The sequence below is a fragment of the Mucilaginibacter sp. dw_454 genome (assembly GCF_018449775.1).
GTDB lineage: Bacteria > Bacteroidota > Bacteroidia > Sphingobacteriales > Sphingobacteriaceae > Mucilaginibacter.
On record NZ_JAAVVB010000001.1, the window covers coordinates 1 to 20,494 of the forward strand.

Annotated in this window: 17 protein-coding genes; 10 read left to right on the plus strand and 7 right to left on the minus strand. The window is 45.0% G+C overall.

Annotated elements, in window-relative coordinates; all coding sequences use genetic code 11:
• The first annotated feature begins 280 nt into the window (after nt 1-280).
• The 3 genes from HB679_RS00005 to HB679_RS00015 all read left to right on the plus strand — a co-directional run bounded on the left by HB679_RS00005 (nt 281) and on the right by HB679_RS00015 (nt 4,003).
• Nucleotides 281-1,558 carry a hypothetical protein gene (locus tag HB679_RS00005; RefSeq protein ID WP_214069885.1) on the plus strand — a complete coding sequence of 426 codons (1,278 nt, stop codon included), beginning with the start codon at nt 281-283 and terminating at the stop codon, nt 1,556-1,558.
• A 134-nt stretch (nt 1,559-1,692) separates the two neighbouring features.
• Entirely contained in the window at nt 1,693-2,499 is an 807-nt protein-coding gene (locus HB679_RS00010) for a hypothetical protein (protein ID WP_214069886.1), read from the plus strand.
• 403 nt (nt 2,500-2,902) lie between these two features.
• The gene (locus tag HB679_RS00015; protein WP_214069887.1) at nt 2,903-4,003 is read left to right on the plus strand and encodes an AAA family ATPase; all 1,101 of its coding nucleotides are present in this window, start codon (nt 2,903-2,905) and stop codon (nt 4,001-4,003) included.
• Nucleotides 4,004-4,322: 319 nt separating this feature from the next.
• On the opposite strand, the gene dacB is transcribed toward HB679_RS00015, so the two are convergent.
• Together dacB and HB679_RS00025 are read right to left on the minus strand one after the other, a co-directional pair.
• The gene (dacB, locus tag HB679_RS00020; RefSeq protein WP_214069888.1) at nt 4,323-5,741 is read right to left on the minus strand and encodes a D-alanyl-D-alanine carboxypeptidase/D-alanyl-D-alanine-endopeptidase; all 1,419 of its coding nucleotides are present in this window, start codon (nt 5,739-5,741) and stop codon (nt 4,323-4,325) included.
• The gene (locus HB679_RS00025; RefSeq protein WP_255547502.1) at nt 5,713-7,152 is read right to left on the minus strand and encodes an amino acid permease; all 1,440 of its coding nucleotides are present in this window, start codon (nt 7,150-7,152) and stop codon (nt 5,713-5,715) included. The genes dacB and HB679_RS00025 overlap by 29 nt, the downstream gene beginning before the upstream one ends.
• A gap of 151 nt (nt 7,153-7,303) precedes the next feature.
• Here HB679_RS00025 and HB679_RS00030 point away from each other — a divergent pair, with 151 nt between their 5' ends.
• The 4 genes from HB679_RS00030 to HB679_RS00045 all read left to right on the plus strand — a co-directional run bounded on the left by HB679_RS00030 (nt 7,304) and on the right by HB679_RS00045 (nt 13,363).
• Entirely contained in the window at nt 7,304-9,544 is a 2,241-nt protein-coding gene (locus HB679_RS00030) for a sodium-translocating pyrophosphatase (protein ID WP_214069890.1), read from the plus strand.
• 430 nt (nt 9,545-9,974) lie between these two features.
• Nucleotides 9,975-11,531: an amino acid permease gene (locus tag HB679_RS00035; RefSeq protein ID WP_214069891.1), complete on the plus strand. Its 1,557-nt coding sequence runs from the start codon at nt 9,975-9,977 to the stop codon at nt 11,529-11,531.
• Between the two features lie 85 nt (nt 11,532-11,616).
• Nucleotides 11,617-12,780: an MFS transporter gene (locus tag HB679_RS00040; protein ID WP_214069892.1), complete on the plus strand. Its 1,164-nt coding sequence runs from the start codon at nt 11,617-11,619 to the stop codon at nt 12,778-12,780.
• A 4-nt stretch (nt 12,781-12,784) separates the two neighbouring features.
• On the plus strand, nt 12,785-13,363 hold the full coding sequence (locus tag HB679_RS00045) for a MarC family protein (RefSeq protein WP_214069893.1): 579 nt from the start codon (nt 12,785-12,787) through the stop codon (nt 13,361-13,363).
• Between the two features lie 141 nt (nt 13,364-13,504).
• Here HB679_RS00045 and HB679_RS00050 read toward each other — a convergent pair whose 3' ends face one another.
• Genes HB679_RS00050 through guaA form a run of 3 tightly spaced genes read right to left on the minus strand, consistent with a single transcriptional unit; the run spans nt 13,505 to nt 17,407 of the window.
• Entirely contained in the window at nt 13,505-14,677 is a 1,173-nt protein-coding gene (locus HB679_RS00050) for an RsmB/NOP family class I SAM-dependent RNA methyltransferase (protein ID WP_214069894.1), read from the minus strand.
• Nucleotides 14,674-15,921, minus strand: coding sequence for a hypothetical protein (locus HB679_RS00055; RefSeq protein ID WP_214069895.1), 1,248 nt, complete (start codon nt 15,919-15,921; stop codon nt 14,674-14,676). The genes HB679_RS00050 and HB679_RS00055 overlap by 4 nt, the downstream gene beginning before the upstream one ends.
• Complete coding sequence (gene guaA, locus HB679_RS00060; RefSeq protein WP_214069896.1) at nt 15,878-17,407, minus strand: glutamine-hydrolyzing GMP synthase; 1,530 nt, start codon at nt 17,405-17,407, stop codon at nt 15,878-15,880. Before guaA ends, HB679_RS00055 begins: the two co-directional genes overlap by 44 nt.
• 70 nt (nt 17,408-17,477) lie before the next feature.
• Here guaA and HB679_RS00065 point away from each other — a divergent pair, with 70 nt between their 5' ends.
• On the plus strand, nt 17,478-17,906 hold the full coding sequence (locus HB679_RS00065; protein ID WP_214069897.1) for a nucleotidyltransferase substrate binding protein: 429 nt from the start codon (nt 17,478-17,480) through the stop codon (nt 17,904-17,906).
• Nucleotides 17,907-18,245 (plus strand): nucleotidyltransferase domain-containing protein, encoded by a 339-nt coding sequence (locus tag HB679_RS00070; protein WP_214069898.1) that lies wholly within the window; start codon nt 17,907-17,909, stop codon nt 18,243-18,245.
• Between the two features lie 53 nt (nt 18,246-18,298).
• Here HB679_RS00070 and HB679_RS00075 read toward each other — a convergent pair whose 3' ends face one another.
• On the minus strand, nt 18,299-18,913 hold the full coding sequence (locus HB679_RS00075) for a porin family protein (RefSeq protein WP_214069899.1): 615 nt from the start codon (nt 18,911-18,913) through the stop codon (nt 18,299-18,301).
• 94 nt (nt 18,914-19,007) lie between these two features.
• Between HB679_RS00075 and HB679_RS00080 the strand changes: the two genes are divergently transcribed.
• Nucleotides 19,008-19,592: a hypothetical protein gene (locus HB679_RS00080; protein WP_214069900.1), complete on the plus strand. Its 585-nt coding sequence runs from the start codon at nt 19,008-19,010 to the stop codon at nt 19,590-19,592.
• Between the two features lie 52 nt (nt 19,593-19,644).
• Here HB679_RS00080 and HB679_RS00085 read toward each other — a convergent pair whose 3' ends face one another.
• A complete protein-coding gene (locus HB679_RS00085) occupies nt 19,645-20,274 on the minus strand; it encodes a porin family protein (protein WP_214069901.1) in 630 nt (209 codons plus the stop codon).
• Nucleotides 20,275-20,494: the final 220 nt, after the last annotated feature.

Here is a 20,494-nt window from a genome sequence, read left to right on the forward strand (position 1 = left end):
TTTGTTAAGGTCCCGAGAAATCGGGGCCTTTTTTGGGCTATGAGATACTAAGCAGCGTAACCCAAAATGCTTCAAATAAAAATTAATTATCGACGTTTTTAGATAATTAATTTTAACTTTAAATAACAAAGTTGTCATGACGATGTTATAGAGAACATACCCCTCTCAAAATATCCTTTCAAAATACTCCCCTCTAAGATTTTGATCATTAGTACCAATTAAACCAATAAACAGCGCTAAACCCTGTTTGCATTATAACCTAAATTAAAATTATAGAGACATGAAAAGATCAATTTTACTCAAGAAGTATCTGGTGGGCATTGCTTTTGCTGCCGTCGCATTTCAAACGGGGTGTAAGCCAGAGTCGGGAAATCACGATTCTGTGAAGGTGATAAGTACCAGTAATCTCACCACTTACGATTATTTAAAAAGTAAGACCGGAGTTTACGATTCACTATTGATGCTGGTTGATAAGTTTCCGGGCATGAAGACAATTTTGACTGATAGCACCGTTACTTTGTTTGCTCCGTCGAATGCAAGCTTCCAGTTGGCTGTTCAAAACCTTAACGCGCTGCGCAATGCCGCCGGACAGGGTCCGATTTATTTAAGCCAGATAGTTAACGGTTCGGCAGGTGTAACAGGTGCAGAGGCAATTGCTAAGGCTAAACGCGACAGCGCTAACCTGGACACTATGGTTTCTAAATACATTATCCGTAAGCTATTTGTGGCTAATGATTTTGCTGTCGGCGACGGGCAAACCGTATACAGCGTGCGGGGCGGCTACCCTATGCACGGCCAGCGTATTTTTGCTAATGCCGAGGGCTATCAAAACGGCGGGGTTGAAGCAATAGAGTTTGCCAGTACAAAACGAAGCCTGTTTGTTTCTTTCTGGTCAAAAACGCAAACCACATCGGTTAACTTCCATACAAAAAATGGTATAGTGCATTTGTTAAACCCCGACCATGTATTTGGCTTTGACGAGTATGTGTCTAGAATGAACTTTATACCGCCGCCACCAAATTTAATTAATCCGGCAACAGACGTGCTGTTTCCATACTGGCCACCTGCTTCTCAATACTACGATGGCCAGGTATCAGCAGGCGAGGTATATAAAAAGCTGTTTGATAATTCTGTGCTGACCAAGTTTATCAGCTATGTTAACGCCAGTCAAAACTGGTACCCTACCTTATACTGGGTTCCCGCTACACCGCAGATCTCGAATAGCTATACCATGACCACCGCAAACGACTCAAAAACCAACCGCGACCGCGACCCGCGCGAGTTTAAAGTTGAGGCTACGCTTGACCCTAACCCCTGGACTACAGCGGCCGGGCCTAACGGTAACATAAAAGTACCAAACCCTAACGCCGTTTGGGTACAACTGGACGTTCGCCAGGATATAGAATGGACAACCAACTACCAACAGCAGGAGTTTGACTTTGTCAATAACACCGCTTACACAGGTTACCGCCTGGTCATACTGCAGGTGGGTACCGGCAGCTCAAGCCAGTCGCTGTTCCAGATTTCGGAATGGTCCATGCGGTACAGAGCACACTAAATACGCCTACTATTAACTGATCTGATATGGGCTCCGGGAAACCGGAGCCCTTTTTGTTGTAAAAAGCAAGGGGCTACCCAACGTTTCTAAAATTGATACGATGATGTAATAAAGATCATCAAATCAATTTAACCATGAAAAATCTATCACTTATTGTACTTGTCGCCTTACTTGGAATTTTGGTAATCCAGGGCTGCGATAAAACACAAATGCAGGACATCACTACCGGCACAAAGTTAAAGGCAGCTAAAACCCAACTTGTTGTTTGGCAAACAGATACCCTGTTTTTTACCGGCGCCGGCGCCACCGACTCGCTCACCTGGACCATTAACCCCAGCGCCAACGCAAACCTGCTTGCAAGAGGCAATACCGCTTTAATTAGTTTTGGTGCCGCCGGCACGTATGTTATTACTGCCCAAAAGGCGGGCGGATTGCCAGCCAGCGTCACCATCACCGTAGCAAGCAGTACTTCTGTTGCTAAATCAGATACCGGCACTACCGTTAATAACATAACTACCAGTACTTCAGACACCCTTAAATTGGTGCCTATTACCAGTGATATCATTATGCCGATAAGCTACTATCGTAACCCGGCCGGCGATAGCGTTATGGTAAATTTTAACCCTTACACCTACATCGCCAACAAATATTGTTCTAGCGGCATTATACAATTCAAATCGGCTATCACCACCGACAACCACTTTAATCTAGACCTGGTTAATATCAGGGAGTCAACAAGCTGCCCCATAGTAACAGAAGGCACTACATCACAGAATAATGTGTTCAAAAACAAACTGCTTGGCTTTGGTACCTATCCGCTTGTCATAACAGTAGGCAGTGTTAACTATACCGGTACTATCGTCATATCAGCATTGAATATTACCATTAACTGGCCATATACTTCGGGCGTAACTTTTCCTACTACCGTGATACCTAAATAATCTTCAAAGCGCGCGTGTTGCCATATTCGCGATGTTGCATTAAAAAAGGCTCCGGGCAACCGGGGCTTTTTTTGTTTTAGGGCGTTTCCGCCTAAAGGCGGTCGGGCTGTACATTCATACGCCTGCAAGGCCTTAGTCACAGGCCGGTATCCATTGCCATCCCTAACGCAACCCGCGTACTGATCCACGCGCGAATGTGGATCACTTGGATCACCTGAAAAATGCAATTGCTTTATAATAAGCAAGTTGCTATTAAACTAGTTTAATAGTTGGATCACTTTGGATCACTTTTTATGACTTTTAAGTATTTTTTTGGATCACCCTGTTTGAACAAGTTACTGACAAACTAGTGTCACCATCTCATTGGTTTATCCTGCTTATCTTGCATAAACCTTTCTAAACAATGAGTCATTACAAAGAACATCCAATTTTCGAACGGCCCATCGAGATCGAACTGATCCGCACTATGTCGCGCCGGCCATTAACCCAAAAAGAAAATAAAGTACTCGACAATTATTACCAAAATGCCGCCGACATCTGCGACGCTTTCATCCTTAAGCCTGCCGCCGAGTGGCTGCACACTGTTGATGATGCCCCCGAAGCCGGCGATATGCTATTCGGCGATTTCTGGTATCGCGGCGAGTTATGCATTATGTTTGCCGATACCAACGTGGGCAAATCTATCCTGGCCGTGCAGATAGGCGATAGCCTGAGTAGCGGCAGGGCCATTGAAGGCCTGGAGCATGCACATAAAGCAGAAAAGGTACTCTATTTTGATTTCGAACTAAGCGCTGCCCAATTTAAAAAGCGTTATCACGAGGGGGCATATGGCGATTATCAATTCAGCCCCAATTTTGCGCGACTTGTTTTTAATCCCGATGCAAGAACCATCCATAAGTTTAAAACCTATGCCGAGTATCTCAACAACGCGCTTGAAAACGTTATTATCTCCAGTGGTGCGCGCATACTTATTATCGATAATATTACCTGCCTGCGCAGCGGTACCGAAGCAGCCGCCGGTGCGGTAGCCCTCATGAGCAAACTGCAAGCCATCAAACATCAATACGGTCTGTCTATACTCGTGCTGGCGCATACACCCAAGCGTAACCCTGCAAAACCCATCAGCAAAAACGACCTGCAAGGCAGCAAAATGCTCATCAACTTTGCCGACAGCGCCTTTGCCATTGGCGAAAGCCAAACCGATAAAGGCCTGCGCTACCTTAAGCAAATGAAGCAGCGCAGTGGCACCCAGGTTCACGGCGCGGACAATGTGCGCCTGTGTCGCATCGTCAAGCCCTTTAACTTCCTCCATTTCGACTTCATCGGCCGCGAACCCGAGGCCCGCCATCTGCTGCACTACACCGAGCAGCATCGCCGGGTAACCGAGGACCGCGTAGCCGAGCTAAACAGCCAGGGGCATAGCATCCGCGCTATTTGTAGCGAAACGGGTTTGTCTTTTGGGAGTGTTTGTAGAATGGTGAAAAGGTTGGAGCGGGAGGGGTAATTCTGTTTGATTCATTCAATATCAGAGCTAAAGGCTTAAACGTTGAGAAGATATTTAGTTAATCATCAAAGTAGAATTCAATATATTTGATGTATGAACAACCTAATTATCACGGAAGCTTCCGAAGAGTTTTTTTTCGATGGATTACCTCTTTTGGCGTTAAGCGCCAAAGATGTTTGTGCTTTTGACCGTCTGTTGTAGAGATTGCTTCGTTCCTCGCAATGACGGGTTGGGGAGTGTGTGGCGGGACAATGAACGAATGATGCGCAGCAACGACCCAATGCCGCGCAGCAAATGACTCAATGACAGCGACAGCAACCTACTTCAACTCATCCAAAACCCTAAATATCTTTTCTCTGATAGCCTTACCCGGGCCATTATAATTGTTTACCATAATGCTGAACACCAGCTCGCGGCCCTGGTGGGTTTGATAGCCGGTATAGCATTGCACGTTGTGGATACTGCCGCTTTTCATGTGTATATCGTTGTAAATGGGCAGGCTCTCAAAAAAATCGGGGAACCAGGCTTCTTTTTTGGCCGATTGCATGATGGTGGCTACCGTTAGGGTGGTGATCCGGTCTTCGGGCGAGAGGCCGCAGCCATCTATCATGTCTATGGAGTTTATGTCAATGCCGCGGGCCTTCCAGAAGTTTTGTATGGCGGTGATGCCGTTCGGTGTGGTTACGGCTGCGCCGCTTTTGGCAGCTATGGCTTTTAGCAGTTCTTCGGCGTAAAGGTTTAAGCTTTTTCGATTGGTCCAGTAGATCATCTGGCTCAGGCTGGGCGATAGGAGCGTGGTTAGTGTGGTGGTGATTGGCGGGGTTTGCAGTCCTTTATTGGCTAGGCTTAAGCTTGACTCAGACGTGCCGGTTACCATGATGCCCAAGCGTCTCAGCGTATCTAATAATCTAAAAGCGATATCATAAGCCGGATCGGGATAAGCGGCAGACACCAATTTCTTGGTTTGATCTACCGCGTAGGTGCCTCGCAGGTACATGATATTGGTTAATCCGGTTGGCAAGTAGGGGTAAGCATTATCGCCGGTACCGGCTGTGGCGTTGACCAACTCGCTTTTAAAAGTTAGGTAAGGTACAGTGGGCGTAGTACCCGCCACCTTAATAGCAGAACCTACCGGACCGGTTTTTAAGTTGATATCGAATTGGTTCTCGTGCCAGCATAACGCCGTGGCCCCGGCGCCGTAATAAGTGCCCAGGTCCTGCCAGATCCAGCCGTCGGGGATGGATTGGGTGCCGTACTGGCTGTCGTCGCCAATAATGCGGCCATTTATTTTTTTGATGCCGGCTTTTTTGAGTGCTGCTACAAAAGCATTCAATACATAGCTCTGCGTAGTGTTTTCCCAGCGCCAGCTGCCTAGGGTAGGGTCGCCATTGCCGCGGATGATGATATCGCCGTTTAAAACGCCATCGCTAATGGTGCCGTTATAGCCGAATGGGGTTTGGTATTTAAAATCTTTACTCAAAACATTAAAAGCGGTGATGGTGGTCACCGTTTTTAGTGTAGAGCCTGGAGCTAGGCCCACGTTAGGGTTGCCGGCAAATACCTGCTCGCCGGTTTTAGCGTCGAGCACGGTTAATGATACCGTGCCGTAGCGGCATTGCTCGTCGGTTTGTAAGCGGTTAAATGCGGTAGTTAATTTTTGTTGTAAAGTATTTTGCGCCCATGTTTGGGTTGCGGTGAGTAATAATAAACTAAACAGGACTCTCAATCTGCTCTTCATCCTTGGTGTTATTCTTTGATATATAATAAATAGGTATGCCTATCAGCACAATAATCAGGCCCGGCCAGGTAAACTGCGGTTTGTAAATAATCAACAGGATACAAAACGCTACACCCATCAGCATATAAATGGCCGGCAACACCGGGTAACCGAAAGCTTTATAGGGGCGCGGCATATCCGGGCGTTGTACACGCAGAATGTAGATGCCAAATATCGTCAACACATAAAATATAACCACTACGAAGGAGATCATGTCCAGCAAGTCGCCATACTTGCCACTAAGGCATAATATACTAGCTACGATACACTGTATCCATAAACCGAAGCTTGGTACTGCATTTTTGTTTAGCGTGCCTGTACGTTTAAAAAACAGGCCGTCTTTAGCCATAGTGTAATATACACGGGCACCCGCCATGATTAGTCCGTTATTACAGCCGAAGGTAGAGATCATAATCATCAAGGCGATAATTACAGTTCCCAATGAGCCAAATATTGCCTGCGAGGCTGCTACCGCTACGCGATCTTTTTCTGCTGTCGCGATATCATGCAACGGCAATACGCCGGTATACACAAAGTTGATGCTGACGTAAATGATGGTAACGATCAGCGTCCCCAAAAACAAGCTCAAGCCAATGTTACGCTGCGGATTTTTCATCTCGCCGGCTATAAAGGTTACGTTGTTCCAGGCGTCGCTGCTAAAAATAGATCCTACCATTGAAGCCGCGATAGCGCCCAAAGTTGCCGCCATGGTGTAAGAAGTGGTACTGCCCAGTTTATGTATATCCCAGGCGTTGGTCCAGTTGGCATGCCATACGTCGCCTTTGATCATAATCAAACCAAAAATGATCAGCCCGAATAAACTGGCCAGTTTGGTGATGGTGAATAAGTTTTGGATGATCTTTCCGCTTTTAACACCACGGGTATTAATATAAGTTAACAGGATAATTAAAGCAATAGAAACACACTGCGCAGCGCTGATCTTAAAGTTATAAGAACCTACCATCGTCGAAAACAAAATATGGTCCTCGCTAACCGCGGGTATCAGATAAGCGGTAAATTTAGAAAATGCCACGCCCACAGCAGCAATAGTACCCGTTTGTATAACCGCGAAGAAGCTCCAGCCGTATAAAAAGGCAATCAATTTATTATAAGCCTCTTTTAAGTAAACATACTGACCACCCGCTTTCGGGAACATGGCGCTCAGCTCGCCATAACTAACGGCGGCGGTAAGCGTCATAAAACCGGTAATGACCCAAACAGCTATTAACCAGCCCGATGAGCCCACGTTGCGGATGATATCGGCACTAACAATAAAGATACCTGAGCCTATCATGGATCCGGCAACTATCATAGTGCCGTCCAGCAGGCCAAGGGACGCTTTTAATTTGGTGGGTTCGGTCTGTTCACTCATCAGAGACATGGGTTTTAAGCTTCTAAGCTATTTAAAAAACTTTATAATTGACAGGCTATTGTAAAGAAATTAATTTGTTTACCTTGCAAAACCAATTATATTGCTCACGCATAATTACTAAGCAACTAAATATAAACTATACTAAACTTATATGGATTTTTTGAATACTTACTTAATTTACCTGATCCCGGTATTTGGGTTGATCGGGATCTTATTTATGATTATCAAATCGGCCTGGGTAACCAAACAGCCAGCCGGCGATGAGTCTATGACCGAGCTTGCCGGCTATATAGCCGACGGCGCTATGGCCTTTTTACGTGCCGAGTGGAAGGTGCTAGGCTACTTCGTGGCGGTTGCCGCTATTTTGCTTGCCTGGTCAGGCACAACGGTCGAAACTTCAAGCCCCGTTATTGCCGGTTCATTTATCATTGGTGCTTTCCTTTCGGCTTTCGCCGGATATTTGGGGATGCGCATTGCAACCAAATCAAACGTACGTACTACGCAAGCTGCTAAAACCAGTTTGGCACAAGCGCTAAAAGTTTCGTTCACGGGTGGTACCGTTATGGGCCTGGGTGTTGCCGGTTTGGCAATTATTGGTTTGGGTTCTTTGTTTATAGTATTCTATACCATTTATGTAAAAAATGTTGTTGGCGCCGATATTAACGGACCCGCAATGGCTAAAGCGTTAGATGTATTGGCCGGTTTCTCTTTAGGTGCCGAGTCGATAGCCTTATTTGCCCGTGTTGGCGGTGGTATCTACACTAAAGCTGCCGACGTAGGCGCAGACCTGGTAGGTAAAGTTGAAGCAGGTATCCCTGAGGATGACGTGCGTAACCCGGCTACCATTGCCGATAACGTAGGTGACAACGTGGGTGACGTAGCAGGTATGGGTGCCGATTTATTCGGATCGTACGTGGCTACCATGCTGGCTACCATGGTGCTGGGCCGCGAGATCGTATCGCACGATAATATGGGCGGCATTGCCCCGGTATTATTGCCGATGGTAATTGCAGGTTTAGGGCTGATCTTCTCAATAGTAGGCGCTGCCCTGGTTAGAATTAAAGACGAAAACTCAAGCGTACAAACCGCTTTGAACATAGGTAACTGGTCATCAATTATATTGACTGCCATAGCCACTTACTTTTTAGTACAATGGATGTTGCCTGCCGGCACCATGAATTTAAAACGCGACCTGGACGCTAACGGCGTACTTAAAGAAGGTTCGTTAGTGTTTACTAAAGACGGTGTGTTCGGTTCAATATTGGTTGGTTTGGTAGTAGGTACTTTAATGTCAATCATCACTGAATACTACACTGCCATGGGTAAACGGCCGGTGATGAGTATTATTAAGCAATCGTCAACAGGCCACGCTACCAACATCATTGGTGGTTTGGCTATCGGTATGGAGTCGACAGTATTGCCAATTCTGGTATTAGCTGCCGGTATTTATGGTTCATTCTTTTTTGCAGGTTTATACGGTGTGGCAATTGCTGCTGCCGGTATGATGGCTACTACGGCTATGCAATTAGCTATCGACGCTTTTGGCCCTATTGCTGACAACGCAGGTGGTATTGCCGAAATGAGCCAATTACCTCCCGAAGTTCGTCATCGTACAGATAACCTGGATGCTGTGGGTAACACCACTGCTGCAACCGGTAAAGGTTTTGCTATTGCATCGGCTGCATTAACTTCATTGGCGTTGTTCGCAGCGTTTGTGGGCGTGGCAGGCATTGAGCATATCGACATTTATAAAGCCAACGTTTTGGCTGGCCTGTTTGTGGGTGGTATGATTCCTTTTATCTTCTCGGCTTTGTGTATCTCGGCTGTGGGCCGTGCTGCTATGGCGATGGTTGAGGAGGTTCGTCGCCAGTTCCGCGAAATTCCGGGCATTATGGAGTACAAAGCAAAACCCGAGTACGAAAAATGCGTGGCCATCTCAACCAAAGCATCTATCCGCGAGATGGTTGCGCCGGGTTTGATCGCGCTGATCACCCCGATAGTTGTTGGCTTTATCTTCGGCCCTGAAGTATTGGGTGGTTTGTTGGCCGGTGTTACCGTATCGGGCGTGTTGATGGGTATTTTCCAGAGCAACGCCGGTGGCGCCTGGGATAATGCTAAGAAATCGTTCGAGAAAGGCGTAGAGATCAATGGCGAAATGCATTACAAAAAATCAGAACCACATAAAGCATCAGTAACTGGCGATACCGTGGGCGATCCGTTTAAAGATACCTCCGGCCCGTCAATGAATATTTTGATCAAGCTGATGTCGATTGTATCCTTAGTTATCGCACCGCACTTAAACCACGCGGTTGATAACAGTCAGCGCCTGCAAAAGCAGATCAAATTACAATCTATGAACACACATGTGATCAAGGTTGATAAAAAAGCATAGTTCTATCTGATGTCGAAGAAAAAGGGACGCCATTTGGCCTCCCTTTTTTTTGTTGGAGTCGTCACTGTGGGTGACGGAAGTCCATCAACCACCACGTCATTGCGAGCGTAGCGTGGCAATCTCTACACGACAGGTGGTCGCTTTGCCGGAAATCGCCACACTCGTACTTCGTTAGCGATGACGAAATTATTAAACCTTCTTATTGCTTTTTCAATTTGTCGCAGCATGGCGTGTTTTTTATTTCCAGAAACATTGCCCATTCGTATTGATGTTGTTAGACAGCGCCGTGACATCAACGCTTTTATATGATCCTTGTAATGTATTAATTACTAATTGCTTACAGCGCGCTATCCAATCTTTCAACACCCTCATTTTTTCAGAAAAATTAATTATGTTTGGGATTAAAGATTAACTGACTTTTTAAACAAACATGAAGCTATTTATTAGAAAACCTTTGGCGCAATTAATGGCCGCTTCGAAAGAAGGGGAAAAGACATTAAAGCGCACACTCGGTGTTGGCTCGCTTATAGCCCTGGGTATCGGTGCCATTATTGGCGCGGGTATTTTTGTGCGTACAGCTGCAGCCGCAGGCGAGCATGCCGGTCCGGCCGTTACCATTTCATTTTTAATTGCAGCAGCTGGCTGCGCACTGGCTGGTTTATGCTATGCCGAGTTTGCCAGTATGATCCCGATTGCCGGATCTGCTTACACTTACTCTTATGCCACCATGGGCGAGTTCATCGCCTGGATCATCGGCTGGGATTTGGTGTTGGAATACGCACTAGGTGCCGCTACCGTAGCCATCGGCTGGTCGCAATATTTTAATACTTTCCTCGAGACTTTTTTTAATGTACATATTCCTTTTGCCCTGTCGCATTCGCCGTTTGAGGTGTCAACCACCACAACAGGCATGTATGCTTCAGAATTAGGAACCCGCGGTTTAATCAACCTGCCGGCAATCTTTATTTTGCTAATGCTGACTTTGTTATTGATCAAAGGTACAGCCGAATCGGCAGCTGTTAACAACGTTATTGTTATCATTAAGGTAGCTATTGTGTTAATGATCATTGGCTTAGGCTGGGGCTTTATTAATCCCGTTTTTCACCACCCATATTTAATCCCTGCCGACGCAGGTATTGTTAAAACCAATACCGGTACCGTAAATTACGCCGATACCTTTAACCATGGTTGGTGGGGTGTATTGCGCGGCGCCAGCGTGGTGTTCTTCGCATTCATCGGTTTTGACGCAGTATCAACAGCTGCACAAGAGGCTAAGAATCCGCAGAAAGACATGCCAAAAGGTATCCTGATCTCTTTGGTGTTCTGTACCATTTTATACATCCTGTTCTCGCACGTATTAACAGGCCTTGTATCTTACAAAGATTTCCTGGTTCAAGGTAAAGAAGCTTCTGTAACCTATGCTATCCATACAGCAATGCACGGTTATGGCTGGTTGGGTAAACTGGTTACCATCGCTATATTAGCCGGTTTCTCTTCTGTTATCCTGGTAATGTTGCTGGGCCAAACCCGCGTGTTCTATACCATGAGTACTGATGGTTTGATCTGGCCTATTTTTTCAAAACTGCACCCTAAATTCCGTACACCCTACAAATCTCAATGGTTCTTCTTTGTGATGGTATCTATATTTGCCGGTTTTATCCCGGATAGCATTGTAGGTGATATGGTGAGTATCGGTACGTTGTTCGCATTCGTTTTGGTGTGTTTGGGGATCTTCATTTTAAGAAGAACAGATCCGGGAATTACCCGTCCGTTCAAGACACCGCTTTACTACATTGTTTGCCCGCTGGGTGCTGCCATCTGCCTGGCTATGATGGCTAGCGAAGGTCTTGAAAACTTCGCACGTTTATTCATCTGGATGGGTATCGGTATCTGTGTTTACTTTGGTTATAGTATCAAGCATTCGCATGTGCGACATGGCAAACCTACTGATACCTTCGATCCGCCAAACCCTAAATTTGTTGAGTAATATTATTTATTGACGGCATTGAAAGGTTCTGGGTTTTCTCAGAACCTTTTTGTTTTAAATGCTTTTAGTTGGGTAAATTAACCGTGTGAAAAAGGATAAGAACCTCTGGATATTAGTTCTGGTATGCATCATTAATTCCGTTGGGTTCGGGATCATTATTCCGCTGCTTTATTCATTCAGTAAGCAATATGGGGCTACACCACAAACCATCGGCTTACTTACCGCTACTTTTTCTATAGCGCAATTTGTTGCTACGCCGATATTTGGTTCGTTGTCTGACAGATTTGGCCGTAAACCTTTACTGGCCATCAGCCTTATCGGCACCTGTATATCCTTTTTAATGTTCGCCGGGGCGCGCAGCCTCCTAATACTTTTCGCTGCGCGGATACTGGACGGTTTAACCGGCGGTAACATCTCCGTAGCACAAGCTATGGTGTCAGATACCTCGACACCCGCCAACCGCGCAAAGCGGTTTGGGATCTTAGGTTCGGCATTTGGGTTTGGGTTTGTGATTGGCCCTGCCATTGGTGGCTTGTTGAACAAGTTTGGCGCACAGGTGCCTTTCTTCTTTGCCGCCGGCATTGCGCTAGTTGGTGCGCTCCTGACCATCTTCCTGCTCAAAGAAACCAATCCGCCTGACAAAAGGAAAGCCAATAAGACAAACCATAAATTCAGCTTTAAATCGCTCATAACGATATTGAAAATGCCGGCCATTGGTACATCCATCTTCATTGGTTTTTTACTGACAACCGCTCAGTTTACCATGCTGATAGGCTTTCAGACTTTTAGTGTCGATACCTTGAAGCTGTCGCCGACTAACATCGGCTTGTTTTATGCGGGCTTCGGTATATCGGGAATCATCATGCAATTGCTGGTGCCCTACATCTCTAAGCTCATAAGTGCAAAGTCTGTTATATTGATGATCTCGACCGTGTTCTGTTTGGCGACCATGATCTTATCCGGCTTTACAGCTACGTTTGTACTGTTTGCCACCTGCGTGTTTATTTACGGCCTATTCAATGGATTGCGTAACCCCATGCTCAACGCTATTATAGCCGACCATAACGATGCATCGCGCCAGGGCGAGGTCATGGGTGTCAACCAGGCTTATATCTCCATAGGGCAGACGTTGGGGCCTATCTCGGCAGGCTTAGTTACCGCAATTTCGGTTCATTCTGTATTTTGGTTAGCATCTTTCTATATTTTAATCGCACTTTTGTTTAGTTTTAGATTACGAGCTAAAGAATAAGCCTATGCATCCTTTCATCCTCAAAGAAATAGTATCGGTTACCATGATCCTTTTTGCGATCATTGATATCCTGGGCGCCATACCGGTGATTATTCAATTGCGTCAGCGCGCCGGCCATATCGAATCGGAAAAGGCGAGTGTGGTGGTGCTGATCCTGATGGTAGTGTTTCTGTTTGTGGGCGATAAGATCCTGGATGTTATCGGGTTAGATGTTGCCTCGTTCGCCATTGCCGGTTCGCTGGTGATCTTCTTTATCGCTATGGAAATGATCCTGGGTATCCACCTGTTTAAAGGCAACGAAGCCGAGTTATCTAACACCGTATCCATAGTGCCGCTGGCATTCCCGCTCATAGCTGGTGCCGGTACTATGACGACGCTGTTGTCGCTAAAATCCCAATATCAAACGCAGGACATCCTGGTAGGCATTGTTATCAATACCCTGTTTGTTTACCTGGTGCTTAAGAATGTACAATGGCTGGAGAAGTTGTTTGGTAAAGTTGGGATTGAGATACTGCGTAAAGCGTTTGGGATTATCCTATTAGCTATTGCTATTAAGTTGTTTAGGAGTAATACGCATTTGTAGAGTCAAGAACTGTACTGTCTTGTCATTGCGAGGAGGAACGACGAAGCAATCGCAAGTAGAAAAGCCGGAACGCGTGCGATTGCCACGCTCCGCTCGCAATGACAGTAATACTCTTGATTCCTGGCTCTTGATTCTTGACTTTTAAACTTGACCCTTCGGGCTTAACCGCGCCACAAACATACTATCCGCTTTACGCCCATAACCCTTTAACACTTCCACACTTTCCAATGTCAAACCACATTCTTTAACCAAATAATTTACTACTTCTTCATTCTCTGCTTTAAAAACAGAGCAGGTAATGTAAATGAGCGGTTTGCCGGGTTTCAGGAATTTGATGACGTTGGCAGCAATAGTTTTTTGCAGGCGCTGAAAAAAGTCGATGGTTGGGGCCTCAAACTGCGAGATCATTTCGGGGGTACGGCCCCAGGTGCCCGAGCCACTGCAGGGCGCGTCGAGGATGATGCCGTCGAAGGCGTAATCATGTAGCTCCTGGTCCACATTTTGGGTAAGATCAAGTTGTTTGCGCTGGTATTTCTTTAATCCCGCGGAGCGGAAACGTTCGTCCAGGTTAGCCAGTATAGATTCGCGGATGTCGGACACTACGAGTTTAATATCCGGTTCCTCTTCATGCAGTAGCAATGATTTACCACCGCTTGCGGCGCAGGCATCCCACCAGGCATCCCATTTCTGGGGCTTGAAGTAATTAGCTGTTTTTTGCGATGAATAGTCCTGCACCTCGAACCAATGTTGGGTAGGGAAGATGGTTTCCAGTCGTGTACCATTGGGCAGCGAAAAACAGCCGTTGCCTTCGTCTTTGAATGTTATTTGTGCTTTAGTTAACTCGGCTTTAACCAAATGGTCATAGCCGTTATGTACATGGATAAACAGATCTGGCTGAACGAAGAATGATTTCAGGAAAGCCTGCTTATCAATATCGGGCGAGATCCGGTCGGTCCACGGGAAAACATCTTCCAGCTTAAAGTCGGGATAGGTTTTTTGGATGAGGTCTATCTTTTCTTCAATGGTAAATGCTACACATGCCGCCCAATCGGGTTTGAAATGCTGTAGAAAGGAGTTAACCTGCGTATTGCACAGAAACTCAGCGACTAGTAAGCGTTCGTCAGTAGGAGTATTAAACAATGCTTTGCCCAGTCTGAAATAATTATACATCAAACGGTTGGCCACCCTGCGGTCGCTCGAGCCCATTTGTTTGTTTTGGCGATAAAAGCCGGGTAAAAATTTGCCTAAAGGTGTTTCGGCCGGGTATTCACCCAAAATGCGCTGAAATGTTTTAAGCTGATTGATGGCTTTCATTCTACCTTTCTTAGTTCGTAATAACGGTAATCCATAACGTTAACATGCGTATTCACATAGCCAACACCGGGTTTTTTCACAAAATGAAACTGGTTGTGCATGCCGGTAAAATCTTCCTTCGTCATGTTTTTAACATCGCCGTTATTTGCCCCAAGTAATTTACCAAAATACAAGCCTTCGTCAAAGCCTTTTATGGCATATTCGCTGGCATCGGCATGAAATGTTTTACGATACTGCATCATGAAGGCAATAGTGGCCGGGGCTTTATAATCTACCTGTTCGGCTGAGGTAATGTGTGTTCGTAACCTTTGCAAAATATCGCTATGCAAAAAGGCGAATTTCTCCCAGCTTGGGTGGCCAAACAGCACAATGGGGTAGTGCCTGGCTAATGAGTCGAGCGAGTGCATGGTAACCGTTATAAAAGCCTGGTTGGTTGATGGGATGACAATTACATTTGGCGTAGTAGCAGATAATTGTGGAATAATCAGATCTAACCGACCTCTTATTACCGTAGTCTGAATCAATTTAGTCCGGCCCTTGCTTATACTATCCAATGTGCTTTTAAAGGGCACTATGTAATCGTTTTCTTCGGAGTAGCCCGATCTTAGCACAAATACTTTCGCTGGATTTAACCGGTTCTGAATGTAGCGGGCGGCTGTGGCGGCATGCTCTGATAACGGTGGTGCAACCGTAACCAAATTTTGATTGCCGATGGCGGACGGCGCGGCCGGCGCCAGTGGAGAAACGATAGGTTTACGCGGACCGGTTAAAGCCTGCCCGAAAGCCTTCATATCGTCCGGAAAAATCGGCCCTACAATTAAATCGCTGCCCCAGATATTAGGATTAAAGGCCAGCGCGCGCGATTGACTATTTAATCCCTGGGTATCAAAAACGCGCAGCTTATAGTTGTAACCTAGCGAAGTAAGCGAGTCGAGCGCCAGTTTAAAGCCCTGGTAAAAATCCAGCGCAATAGTGGCCTGTTTAAAGCTTACATCGGTGTAAGTAGCGCCCGGGTTTAGATGGTCCAGTCCAAAAGGCAATAACAGCGCTATACTGTTCTGCCTTGCCACTACCGGCTTGGGTTTTGGCGGCTCTGGTTTTGCTACAGGCTCAGTTTGAGTTTTAGGGGTTACCACTACCGGCCGCAATTTGGGTGAACAAGCGGCTGCCAGCAAGGCTATCCCTAAAAATATTAACCGCTTATTCCCACTCAATGGTGGCAGGCGGTTTCGAACTGATGTCATATACTACCCGGTTTATCCCTTTTACATTATTGATGATCTCGTTAGAGATTTTGGCTAGCAGGTCATAAGGTAAATGGCACCAATCTGCAGTCATGCCGTCAACCGACTCAACTGCGCGCAGCGCAACTACGTGTTCGTAAGTACGCTCGTCACCCATAACACCTACCGACTGAACCGGTAAAAATATGGTACCTGCCTGCCATACTTTATCATAAACACCTGCACTACGCAAATTGTTGATGTAAATAGCATCGGCCTCTTGTAATATGGCAACTTTCTCCGGCGTAACCTCGCCTAAGATCCTGATAGCCAGGCCAGGACCGGGGAAAGGGTGACGGCCCAGAATATTATCAGAGATATGCAGCGCTTTACCTACGCGGCGTACTTCGTCTTTAAATAAAGTGTTTAATGGCTCTACTACCTTCAGTTTCATAAAGTCTGGCAAACCGCCAACGTTATGGTGAGATTTAATGGTAGCCGACGGCCCTTTAACCGATACTGATTCAATCACATCGGGGTAAATGGTGCCCTGTCCCAGCCATTTAACGTCCTGCACTTCGTGCGCGGCATCGTCAAATACTTCGATAAACACGCGGCCAATAGCTTTACGTTTTGCCTCTGGTTCTGATAAGCCTTTCAGCGCGTCATAAAAACGTTGCTTGGCATCAATGCCGCGAACGTTAAGGCCCATATGTTCGTAAGAATCTAAAACAGATTTATATTCGTCTTTACGCAGTAAGCCGTTATCAACAAAAATGCAATACAGGTTTTTGCCGATGGCATGGTGCAATAACACCGCCGCAACCGATGAATCTACACCGCCTGAAAGGCCTAATACCACCTTATCATCGCCAATTTTTTCTTTTAGCGCTGCGATGGTCGTTTCAACGAACGAGTCGGCGGTCCAGTTTTGTGAGCAGCCGCATATATCAACCAAAAAGTTTTCCAGCAATTGCTTGCCGTCTAAACTATGGGTTACTTCCGGGTGAAATTGTATGCCATAAGTTTGAGTGCCGGTAACCTGGTAAGCAGCAACGCGCACGCTGTCTGTACTGGCTATCACTTCAAAATCGCTGGCCAACGTTGCAATAGTATCGCCATGTGACATCCAAACCTGTGAGTTTAAAGAGACACCTCTAAACAGCGGGTTTCCTTCTTTAATAAAATTCAGGTTAGCGCGGCCATATTCGCGGGTGCTTGATGGCAGTACTTCGCCGCCGTTAAAATGGGCCAGGTATTGTGCGCCGTAGCACACGCCTAACAATGGCAGTTTGCCATGGAAACGCATAAAATCAACATGCAGGGCATCTTCCTGGCGCACCGAATACGGGCTGCCGGAAAGGATCACGCCTTTTACAGTTTCGTCAATTTCAGGGATTTTATTAAACGGATGGATCTCGCAGTAAATGTTGAGTTCTCTAACCCGGCGTGCTATCAATTGGGTAAACTGTGAGCCGAAGTCAAGAATGAGGATTTTTTCTTGCATGGGCAAAGATAGTTTTTTGATTTGAGATGTGAGAAATGAGAATGGCTAAATATGTTATCTTTGTTTAAGTATGGTATCAAAAGAAGATATTCGCTGGGAGCAACGGTTTGCCAATTATCGCAAAGCTTTAAGTCAATTAGAGAAATTTATAGCTAAGGGCGATTTGTCAGAACTAGAAGAACAAGGTCTGATAAAAGCTTTTGAATATACTTATGAATTGGCTTGGAACACGTTGAAAGACTATTTGACGTACCAGGGGATTTTAAATATAACCGGTTCAAGAGATGCCATCCGCGAAGCTTTAAGTTTAAATTTGATTGGCGATGGTGATGAATGGATGAATATGCTGGTAAGCAGAAATCTAACCTCGCATTCTTATAATCAAGAAACAGCCGATGAGATTGCTAACGCGGTTTTAAACACTTATTTTAAATTGTTTAAAACATTTGAATTTAAATTTGAAAGCTTGCGATCAGGAAACCAAACTAAATTGATCTAAATGCAATTCGGATTATCTGAAAATACAGTCTTGAAAATAAACAACGTGCTTGAGCAATATGCCGAAGTGGAGAAAGCTGTGGTATATGGGTCAAGGGCAAAAGGCAATTTTAAAACTTACTCTGATATCGACATTACTTTAAAAGGGAAGCAAATTGATCTTAAAATATTGAGCGGCATTATAGTCAAACTTGATGACCTTTTGCTACCCTATAAATTTGATCTTTCTATTTATAATCACATATCAAATACCGGATTGTTGGACCATATAGATCGAGTGGGTAAAGTATTGTGGGACGTAAATAGGGGCTCAACCAACAATTACACTCCAATAAATTAAAAAAGCCTCACCATTTTCACAGCAAGGCTCATCATATTTTCTAAATATTAAGGTTAAAATCCTAAACCAATATTCAAGCTTCCGGTGGCGTTTTGGAGTCTGTCGCTAGAGCTTGCATTTAGATTGGTTACAGCGGCCTGTCCGCTATACTCAATAAAAAAATGCATTTGGTCGTTAATCGGTATTTTTAAGCCAATGCCCAGCGCAATGCCAGCATCTGTGCTGTTGAACAGGCTTTTTGTATTAGTTAATAAATGTGAGCTTTCTGATGCGCTTAGCAAAAAGCCAATGTAGGGTCCGCAATCTAGGTACCAGTTTCTGTCACGGCCGAAATGCCAGTTAGCCATAACGGGTACGGTAATATAATTAAGTTTAAAGTTAACACCATCCACTTCATTACCTGCATTGTCGGTATAATAGCCGTCGGCCCAGCCTTTTTGTTGATAACTGGCATTTACTTTAAGGCTCCATTGATCATTAAAGTAATGGTCGGCCGATATGCCTGCATTAAAACCGCCAATCTGTTGGGCGTCGCCATTATTAAAATCAACAACGTACGAGCCGCTGTAGCCAACGCCAATTGAAACTTCTGTACCAGAGTCTTGCTGTGCATTTGCATAGCCGCAAAATGATAGCATGGCTATAACAGCCAAAAAGATTTTTTTCATAATTGTGATATTAAGTTTGTACAAAAATAAAGTTTTCTGTTGATGAAATAGCATTAAATACAACTAAGTGGCATATCCGCGTTATCTTTGATATATGCCTGGAAAAACATTCTTGTTCATCATACTGCTGGCATTTGCCGGTGTGGCAATGGCCCAAACCAAGACCGACGCTGTATATGATAAATACCTTATTTTTAATTTTAAACGACTGGATGATAAAGCCGGCGAGGCAATCAAAATAGGCGAGGACATATTACCAAACGCGGATAAACTACCCGAAAAAAGCAGGATCAGCTTTTATAATGGTATGGCTAAGTTGTATGAGGATGACGAGCAATCGGTAGAAGCTATACCGCTTTATGAAAAAGTGGTTGCGGCGCAACCCAATTATTATGTGGCGCACCGCGCCCTGGGTTACTTATATCTAAAACCTGCGGATGATTTGTATGTCAAACTGCAATTAAATCCAGGCGATACGGAGACAGCCTCGCTTTATAAAGCGGCTGCTTTAAAGGCGCTGCCACACCTGGAAAAGGCACAGGCCTGCGACCCAAGCGACGAAACTTTAGCGTTAATTAAAAAGCTTTATACTAATATTCACGACGATGTGGGCCTGCAATCGCTCAATAACAGGTTAGCCGCTATGGCCAAAAAATGCCTGGATATTTTAACGGATTAAAACAAAAAGGGCCATGGAAAACCACGGCCCTTTCATGTATGTTCTAATGCTATTAGAACCTGATACCCAAACCTAAAGCTTGTCTTACCATGTTTGCGCTATTATCTGAATTGGCTAATAAATTTGCGAAGCCAACTTGCCAGCCGTATTCAACAAAAAACTTTGTCCGCTGGTTTTTGTACGATAACGGAAACTGTATGCCCAGGCCCAGATCGGCACCGTAATCGGTACTGGTGTAGCCTGAACCCTTTTGGCTCTGATGATTGTATGAGTTACTTTCACTCAATAAAAAGCCTACGTACGGGCCTGCGTTAAAGTACCAAAGCTTTTCGGTACCCGGATGGTAAGTTACCAAAAGTGGAATAGTTACATAATTGAAAGTAAAATCAGCGTTAGCTACAGTTTTGGCGTTTGCTACGTCGTTATAAATGCCTTCAAATCCTTTTTTGTCGTATATAGCTTTTAGTTTTAAACTAAAGTTGTCAGACACATAATATTCTGCCTGTAACGATGCGTTATAGTCCAGACGTGAGCTGGTACCGCTTGAATAATCTGCGCTTACACTTGCATAAGAGTCGTTTACACCAAAGCCCACGCCAAATGCAGTTTGTCCTTTAGTTTGAGCGGTCGAAGCTGTATAAATACCCGCTACGATAAATAGTGTAGTAAAAAGTTTTTTCATTGTTCTTGTTTAATTGGTTTGGTGTTGTGATCAGCTACAGGCAGTAAAGATGTGCCTGTTTCAAATCATAATTGTTAATAAGGTTAAACGAAGATAAATGAAGTTTTAATTATCGACCTTAAAAATATTTTAATAATGACTTATTCGTCTTGTTTTATGTGTGATGCGATATTGTTTGCCCTATTATTATTGATCTGAATTTTGATAAATTATAAAGCCG

Coding starts and splice junctions, on each gene's coding strand:
- HB679_RS00005 (WP_214069885.1), top strand. CDS start 281: ATGAAAAGATCAATTTTACTCAAGAAGTATCTGGTGGGCATTGCTTTT.
- HB679_RS00010 (WP_214069886.1), top strand. CDS start 1,693: ATGAAAAATCTATCACTTATTGTACTTGTCGCCTTACTTGGAATTTTG.
- HB679_RS00015 (WP_214069887.1), top strand. CDS start 2,903: ATGAGTCATTACAAAGAACATCCAATTTTCGAACGGCCCATCGAGATC.
- dacB (WP_214069888.1), bottom strand. CDS start 5,741: ATGAAGAGCAGATTGAGAGTCCTGTTTAGTTTATTATTACTCACCGCA.
- HB679_RS00025 (WP_255547502.1), bottom strand. CDS start 7,152: ATGAGTGAACAGACCGAACCCACCAAATTAAAAGCGTCCCTTGGCCTG.
- HB679_RS00030 (WP_214069890.1), top strand. CDS start 7,304: ATGGATTTTTTGAATACTTACTTAATTTACCTGATCCCGGTATTTGGG.
- HB679_RS00035 (WP_214069891.1), top strand. CDS start 9,975: ATGAAGCTATTTATTAGAAAACCTTTGGCGCAATTAATGGCCGCTTCG.
- HB679_RS00045 (WP_214069893.1), top strand. CDS start 12,785: ATGCATCCTTTCATCCTCAAAGAAATAGTATCGGTTACCATGATCCTT.
- HB679_RS00050 (WP_214069894.1), bottom strand. CDS start 14,677: ATGAAAGCCATCAATCAGCTTAAAACATTTCAGCGCATTTTGGGTGAA.
- HB679_RS00055 (WP_214069895.1), bottom strand. CDS start 15,921: ATGACATCAGTTCGAAACCGCCTGCCACCATTGAGTGGGAATAAGCGG.
- guaA (WP_214069896.1), bottom strand. CDS start 17,407: ATGCAAGAAAAAATCCTCATTCTTGACTTCGGCTCACAGTTTACCCAA.
- HB679_RS00065 (WP_214069897.1), top strand. CDS start 17,478: ATGGTATCAAAAGAAGATATTCGCTGGGAGCAACGGTTTGCCAATTAT.
- HB679_RS00070 (WP_214069898.1), top strand. CDS start 17,907: ATGCAATTCGGATTATCTGAAAATACAGTCTTGAAAATAAACAACGTG.
- HB679_RS00075 (WP_214069899.1), bottom strand. CDS start 18,913: ATGAAAAAAATCTTTTTGGCTGTTATAGCCATGCTATCATTTTGCGGC.
- HB679_RS00080 (WP_214069900.1), top strand. CDS start 19,008: ATGCCTGGAAAAACATTCTTGTTCATCATACTGCTGGCATTTGCCGGT.
- HB679_RS00085 (WP_214069901.1), bottom strand. CDS start 20,274: ATGAAAAAACTTTTTACTACACTATTTATCGTAGCGGGTATTTATACA.